Genomic DNA, 6,273 nt, shown 5'->3' on the forward strand with positions numbered 1-6,273 from the left:
CTACTCCCACAGGTCTACTTCGGAGACGCCAGCCCGGTGGATCGCCCATCGGGATCGACAAATTCGCACGTCCGGTTGTTGAAGCGACAGTTTCCGCAGCTCAACACGGATTTGTGCCAATGAATTGCGGCGCCGCCGGCTGATGTCAACCTATCGCCGGGACCGGTCGCCGACACCCGGGTTAGCCGATCGACCGAGGCAAGTCTGCCGGATCTTCACCGCCGGCAACCGTATTGACGCTCTGGGTGAGCTTCCCCTCTGATTCGTTAATGCACCTTGTCCCCTTTTCTCGGACAAGCCGGAAAGGAGCGCCTAGTTTCGCGCACGAAGCCGTCCGGGTAATGCGCCGGCATGGCAGAAATCGCGGTTCAGGCCCTCAAACGGGTGTTCGCTCCGGTCGCCGTCCTGCTCGGCGTCATGATCACTCTGGGTCTGCTCATCACCAAGGTCATGACGCACGTGTGGCCGTTCACGATCGAGGACTCGGTCAACCGCGAGTTCGAGCGCGACCGTACCCACGACATCAGCCTGGTCTCGCTGATCTTCAGCACCCTGGCCAGCACCCCGGCGATCATCGCGGTGACCGTGCTCGCGGCCCTCGCGCTGCGCCTGGTCCTCAAGCGCTGGCGCGAGCCGATCTTCCTCTGTGCCGCGGTCTGCGCCCAGGCCGTCGTCTTCTTCCTGACCACGCTGGTCATCGACCGGCCCCGCCCGGACGTGGAGAAGATGGACACGTCCCCGCCGACGTCGAGCTTCCCGTCCGGGCACACCTCGGCGGCGGTCGCGCTCTACCTCGGCCTGGCCGTGATCCTCTTCCGCGTGGCCAACCGCACCTGGCTCAAGCGGGCCGCCTGGCTGCTGGTGCTCGTGCCCATCGGCGTGGCGCTCACCCGGATGTACCGCGGCATGCACCACCCCAGTGACGTGACCGCGTCGTTCCTCAACGGAGGCGTCTGCGTGCTGGTCATGACCCGCGCCATTCTCGACCGCACCGGCATCCGCGGGCCGCGCACCGGACCGGGACGGCTCACCACGGCGAAGGCGTGACGACCGGCGACGGTTGCCACTGCACCAGGGCAGCCGTCGCGTCGTCACGCAGTTCACCGTTCTCGTAGGACACGATCGCGTGGATCAGCTTGCGCATGGTCTCGGCCGGTGAGCCCTCGGCCATCGCCTTGACGATGAAGTCGGCCAGCCGGTCCAGCCCGAACAGCTCCCCGTCGGCCGAGCGCGCCTCCGTGATCCCGTCGGTGTACAGCATCAGCGTGTCCCCCGGCTCGAGCAGCAGCTCGTCGATACCCGGCTGACGCGGCAGCATGTGCCCGAGCCCGAGCGGCAACGCCGTCGGCGTCGGCAGAGGGGGCAGCGCCCGGCCACCGCGGAGGTGCAGCTCGGCGGGGTGCCCCGCGGCGATCCGGCGGTAACGGCCGGTGCCGGTGTCGAGCTCACCGAGCAGAGCCGTGACGAACGAGCCGGGATATTGCGCGCGGATCCACTTGTCGATCGAGCGGTACGTGTCGGCCAGGTCCAGCCCGGAGCGCCGGGCGTTGCGGTATGTGTTCAGTGTCAGCGTTGTCAGCGCACTCGCACTTATACCGTGCCCGACGGTGTCGAACAGGGCGACGTGCACGATGTCGCCGTTGGCCGCGTAGTCGAAGGCGTCCCCGCCCACGTCATAGCAGGGCTCCAGGACCGCGGTGACCAGGGCGCCGTTCGCGGCGAAGGTCAGCGGCGGCAGCTGGTTCCAGATGATCTCGGCGGCCAGCTGCATCGGCAACCGGCGCCGGGTGCGCTCCACCGCGTCACCGTAGAAGCGCCGGCTCGCGATCAGCTCCGCCACCAGCGCGGCGATCACCCCGAAGTCACGCCGCTCCCGCTCGCCCGGCGCCTCGCGCAGCCACACCTCGAGCACGCCGAGGCGTTCCGCGCCGTGCAGCAGCGGCAGCCAGAGACACGTCTTCTCATTGGTCGTCTCGGCGGTGCAGAAGGCGTGCCCGGCGAGGGTCCCGTCCACCGGCCGCGGCTCGAGACTGCCCGGCGTGCCGTGCAGCGGCCACAGCGACAACTGCTCGTAGTCGACCAGCAGCACGGTGACGCTGACGGCGTCGAGCAGCGGCGCGACATCGCTCAGCGCGGTCGGCAGATCCTCCGGCCGGCTGCGATAGCGCAGATCGAGCAGTCGCCGGACCGCTTCCATCGAGTCGGACACGCGGATCACCCCCGCCATGCCCTTCCCCGGACAGTGCCCGGGTCAATCACCGTGCAGGTCGCCGCGTCATCTGATGGTGGCTGCAGCCGAGGCTGTCCCATGTCCGGCCCTCCTCGTACCGCCGCGGTCGCCGGCTGCGCGGGCGACCGGCCGACCGGGCCTCACCGTAGCGCGCGGCCCCCGGATCACAGAACCGGCGCAGCACCCTGAGCCTTGATGCCCCCGCCTGCCGGTTAGGCTGACCTAAGTCGAGAGCGGGGTGGGACGTGGCGCAACCGGAGTCGCTGGCCGATCTGCTGGGTGGGCGGCGGGCCGCGCTCGACGCGACCGTGCCCCCGGTCGTGTTCGTCGCCGGATGGCTGGCCGGTGGCCGGTCGATCTGGGTCGGCGCCGGTGCCGCGATCGTCGCCGCGCTGGTGGTCGCCGGGTGGCGGCTGCGGCAGGGCGACAGGCCGCGGGCGGTCCTGGTCGGGCTGCTCGGCGTCTGCGTCGCCACGCTGATCGCCCTGCGCACCGGCCGGGCCGAGGACTTCTTCCTGGTGCAGATCGTCACGAACGCCGCGAGCGCGCTGGCCTGGGCGGTCAGCATCGTCGTCCGGTGGCCGCTGCTGGGCGTCATCGTCGGGGCGGTGCTCGGTCAGCGCACCCGCTGGCGGCGTGATCCGGCGCTGCTGCGGGCGTACTCGCTGGGCAGCTGGGTGTGGGTCGCGCAGTATCTCGTCCGGCTGGCCGTCTTCGTGCCGCTCTGGGCGGCGCACGCCGTGGTGGCGCTGGGCATCGCCCGGGGCGTGCTCACCTGGCCGCTGGTGGCCGCCTGCCTGGCCGTGAGCTGGTGGGTGATCCGGCGCAGCCTGCCGGCCGGGCACCCCGGCCTGCGGCACCCGCGCTCAGCGGTCGACGCCCACGCTGACGGGCTCGGCTGACTCACGGCCGGTGTCGAAGCCCGAGCGGTGCATGACGCCCCACTCGGCCCGGCGCCCGTGCAGGGCCCCCAGCGCGCCCCGGACCTGCCACACCGCGAGGATCTGCCGGTAGCCGAAGTTCTCCAGGATCGCCGCGAGCACACCGCGCACCAGGTCGCTCCAGCGCGGGTAGCGGTGGAACGAGACCTCCTCGATGAACAGCGAGGCCAGACTGACCAGTAGCCCGTACCCGTAGGCGACCAGCACGAAGCGCCAGACGAACGCGAGGTCGACGGCGTCCACCCAGAGTCCCAGCGGCAGCAGCACCAGGGCCGCCAGCTCGACGAACGGCGCCAGCAGCTCGAAGATCACGTAGTACGGCAGCGCGATCAGCCCGATCCGGCCGTACCGGGGATTGGCGATCATGCCGCGGTGCTTGCGCAGGATCTCCGCGATGCCGCGGTGCCAGCGCCGCCGCTGGCGGCCCAGCACCCGCAGGCTCGCGGGCGCCTCGCTCCAGCTGACCGGTTCGGCGACGAAGATCACCCGGTATTCCTGGCGCCGCCGGCGCAGGTGATGGTGCAGCCGCACCACCAGCTCGGCGTCCTCGCCGATGGTGTCGGTGGCCATGCCGCCGATCTCGACGACCAGGTCGCGGCGGAAGACCCCGAAAGCGCCGGAGATCACCACCAGGCCGCCGAGGCGCGACCAGCCGGTGCGGCCCATCAGGAACGCCCGCAGGTACTCGACCACCTGGATGCGGACCAGCCACTGCCGGGGCATCCGCACGTCCACCACGCGGCCGCCGACGACCTTGCACCCGTTGGCGATGCGCACCACGCCGCCGCAGGCCGCCACCCGCAGCGGGTCGTCACCGAAGGGCTTGGCCACCGACAGCAGGGCGTCCGGGTCCAGCACCGAGTCGGCGTCGACCATGCAGATCAGCGGGTGCCGGGCCAGGTTGATGCCGACGTTGAGGGCGTCGGCCTTCCCGCCGTTGGTCTTGCGGACCACGGTCAGGGTCTGCGGGTTGGCCCGGGCGACGTGCACGGAGAGCACCCGTGACTGGTACGGCACCTCGTTCGGCACCACCCGCGGTACCTCGACCAGGTCGAACTCGGCCCGCAGCAGCTCGAACGTGTCGTCGCTGGAGCCGTCGTCGACCACCACGACCTCGTAGCGCGGATAACGCAGGGCGGTCATCGCCGTGACCGCGGCGACGATCCCCGGCCCCTCGTTGTACGCCGGCACGATCACCGACACGGGCAGCGTCAGCGGGCTGCGGAACATGTCGTCGGCCCCGGCGAACGGCGCCCGCCTCAGGTGCCGGCCGAACTCCAGCCCGGCCAGCGCGATGAGCACCAGGTAGCTGCTGTTCAGCGCGAGGAAGTAGGCGAAGATCGTGACGTCGGTGTAGTGCAGGATGTCGCGGATGAGCCCGGCCGTCACGCCCCGGCCCCCACGCGTTCCCCGTGCTCGGCCCCGACCCGCGACAGCGCCAGCGCCTCCTGGGCGTGGCTGGCCGAGGCCGACGGCCGCGCGTGCGCCCCGGACTGCGTCCGCTCGGTGTCGATCAAGGCGGCGAGCGCCTCGGCGCCGGCCCGGCCGAGCCGGCTCAGCGCGTGGGCGGCCTCGTGCGCGACCTGGAACTCGTCGTCGTCGAGCAGGTCCGCCAGGATCGGCACCGCGCTGGGCGCGCCCAGCTCCCCCAGCGCCCGGGCGGCGGCGGCCCGCAGCGCCGCCGGCCGTGACGGGCTCAGCGCCTGCTGCAGCGGTTCGAGAGCACTGCGGGTGCCGAGCTTGCCCAGGTTGGTGGCGGCGGCCACCCGTACGTCGAGGTAGCTGTCCTCGCGCAGCACCCGGGCCATGCGGTGCACGCTTCCGGTGGCACCGAGCAGGCCGAGCGCGTCCAGGCAGACCGCGCGGACCCGGGCCTGCGGATGGTCGAGCGCGGCCGACAGGGTCACCTCGGCCTCGGCGCCGAGCTGCACCAGCGTGTGGGTGGCCAGCAGCGAGGGCACCGGGTCGGAGCGGTCCAGGCCGGCGATGATCCGCCAGGCGGCGGCCGGGTCACCGATGCGGCCCAGCGCGCGGACGGCCACGACCCGTACCTCGTCGTGCCGGTCGGTGAGCAGCCGGCACAGCTCCGGCACGGCCTGGCGCAGCTCCAGGTCGCCGAGCACCTGGGCGGCCCGGGCCCGCTTGACCCGGCTGCGCGAGTGCAGGTCCCCCAGGGCGGTACGGGCGATGCCGCGTTGCAGGAAGACGGTGACCAGCGCGAGGTGCGCCTCCCCGCGCAGCTTGCCCAGCAGGGCCAACGCGCCGGGCTCGGCGGCTCGCCAGGCCTCGTCGGGGATGGCGACCAGCTCCTGGGCGCCGTGCTCGCCGTTGTCCGCGACGAAGGCCAGCAACGCCCGGCGCGGCCCGGCGGCCAGGGCGGCCTGGCGGCGTTGCCGGAGCTTGCGGGCCACCCGGACCCCGACGATCGCCAGCACGGTGACCGCGACGACACCGGTCAGCACCTCGAGCACGACCGTGAACAGGCCCAGCATCAGCTGTTCACCCGGGCCAGCGCGGCCTCCACCCGTTCCTGCAGGTCACGGGGGCTGAACGGCTTGACGATGTACTCGGTGGCGCCGGCCGCGTACCCCTGCTCGAGGTCCTGGGGCCGCGACCGCGCGGTGAGCATGATGATCGGGACGGTCGCCGGCAGCGGTCCGGCGCGCAGCTCGCGGCAGACCTCGATGCCCGACATCCGGGGCATCCGCACGTCGAGCAGCACCAGGTCGGGCGGGTTGTCCCGGGCGGCGCCCAGCGCGGCGAGCCCGTCGGCCGCCTCGATCACGTCGAAACCGCCCTTGGTGAGCTTGTACGACACCAGGTGGCGGATGTCCGGATCGTCTTCGACAAGGAGGATCGTGCTCATCGTCCTCCACTCCGCGCGGTCAGGCCTGCCTGTGCACCGTCAAATATATCCGTTTTGTGAGCATCGTTCGCGGTGAACGGTAGCAATGCGACAACCCCGGGTGTGGTCCCTCAACCGCCCCCGGCCGGCGTCGATAGAGGGTGCGTGAACATCCGGAACGTGGCCGGCTCCCCCGGCCGGCGCGGCGTCGCCCTCGCCGCGGCCGTGCTGGCCCTCGGGCTCGGCACCGGCGCGGC

General features: G+C 71.9%; 6 protein-coding genes. 2 read left to right on the forward strand and 4 right to left on the reverse strand.

The annotated features are described in order from the left end of the window. The first annotated feature begins 351 nt into the window (after positions 1–351). A complete protein-coding gene (locus ACWEOZ_RS36175) occupies positions 352–1,047 on the forward strand; it encodes a phosphatase PAP2 family protein (RefSeq protein WP_451915169.1) in 696 nt (231 codons plus the stop codon). On the opposite strand, the gene ACWEOZ_RS36180 is transcribed toward ACWEOZ_RS36175, so the two are convergent. Then, positions 1,028–2,209 carry a PP2C family protein-serine/threonine phosphatase gene (locus tag ACWEOZ_RS36180; RefSeq protein WP_451915170.1) on the reverse strand — a complete coding sequence of 394 codons (1,182 nt, stop codon included), beginning with the start codon at positions 2,207–2,209 and terminating at the stop codon, positions 1,028–1,030. The two genes, ACWEOZ_RS36175 and ACWEOZ_RS36180, sit on opposite strands and share 20 nt — an antisense overlap. A 266-nt stretch (positions 2,210–2,475) precedes the next feature. Between ACWEOZ_RS36180 and ACWEOZ_RS36185 the strand changes: the two genes are divergently transcribed. Then, positions 2,476–3,132 carry a DUF3159 domain-containing protein gene (locus tag ACWEOZ_RS36185; RefSeq protein WP_451915171.1) on the forward strand — a complete coding sequence of 219 codons (657 nt, stop codon included), beginning with the start codon at positions 2,476–2,478 and terminating at the stop codon, positions 3,130–3,132. Here ACWEOZ_RS36185 and ACWEOZ_RS36190 read toward each other — a convergent pair. From ACWEOZ_RS36190 to ACWEOZ_RS36200, 3 genes are read right to left on the reverse strand one after another with little or no spacing between them, the layout of a single operon-like run. Next, complete coding sequence (locus tag ACWEOZ_RS36190; RefSeq protein WP_451915172.1) at positions 3,097–4,560, reverse strand: glycosyltransferase family 2 protein; 1,464 nt, start codon at positions 4,558–4,560, stop codon at positions 3,097–3,099. The genes ACWEOZ_RS36185 and ACWEOZ_RS36190 overlap by 36 nt on opposite strands. Then, a complete protein-coding gene (locus tag ACWEOZ_RS36195; RefSeq protein ID WP_451915173.1) occupies positions 4,557–5,663 on the reverse strand; it encodes a HEAT repeat domain-containing protein in 1,107 nt (368 codons plus the stop codon). The genes ACWEOZ_RS36190 and ACWEOZ_RS36195 overlap by 4 nt, the downstream gene beginning before the upstream one ends. Beyond that, positions 5,663–6,037, reverse strand: coding sequence for a response regulator transcription factor (locus ACWEOZ_RS36200; protein WP_451915174.1), 375 nt, complete (start codon positions 6,035–6,037; stop codon positions 5,663–5,665). Before ACWEOZ_RS36200 ends, ACWEOZ_RS36195 begins: the two co-directional genes overlap by 1 nt. Between the last annotated feature and the right edge of the window lie 236 nt (positions 6,038–6,273).

Source organism: Actinoplanes sp. NPDC004185 (genome assembly GCF_053603475.1).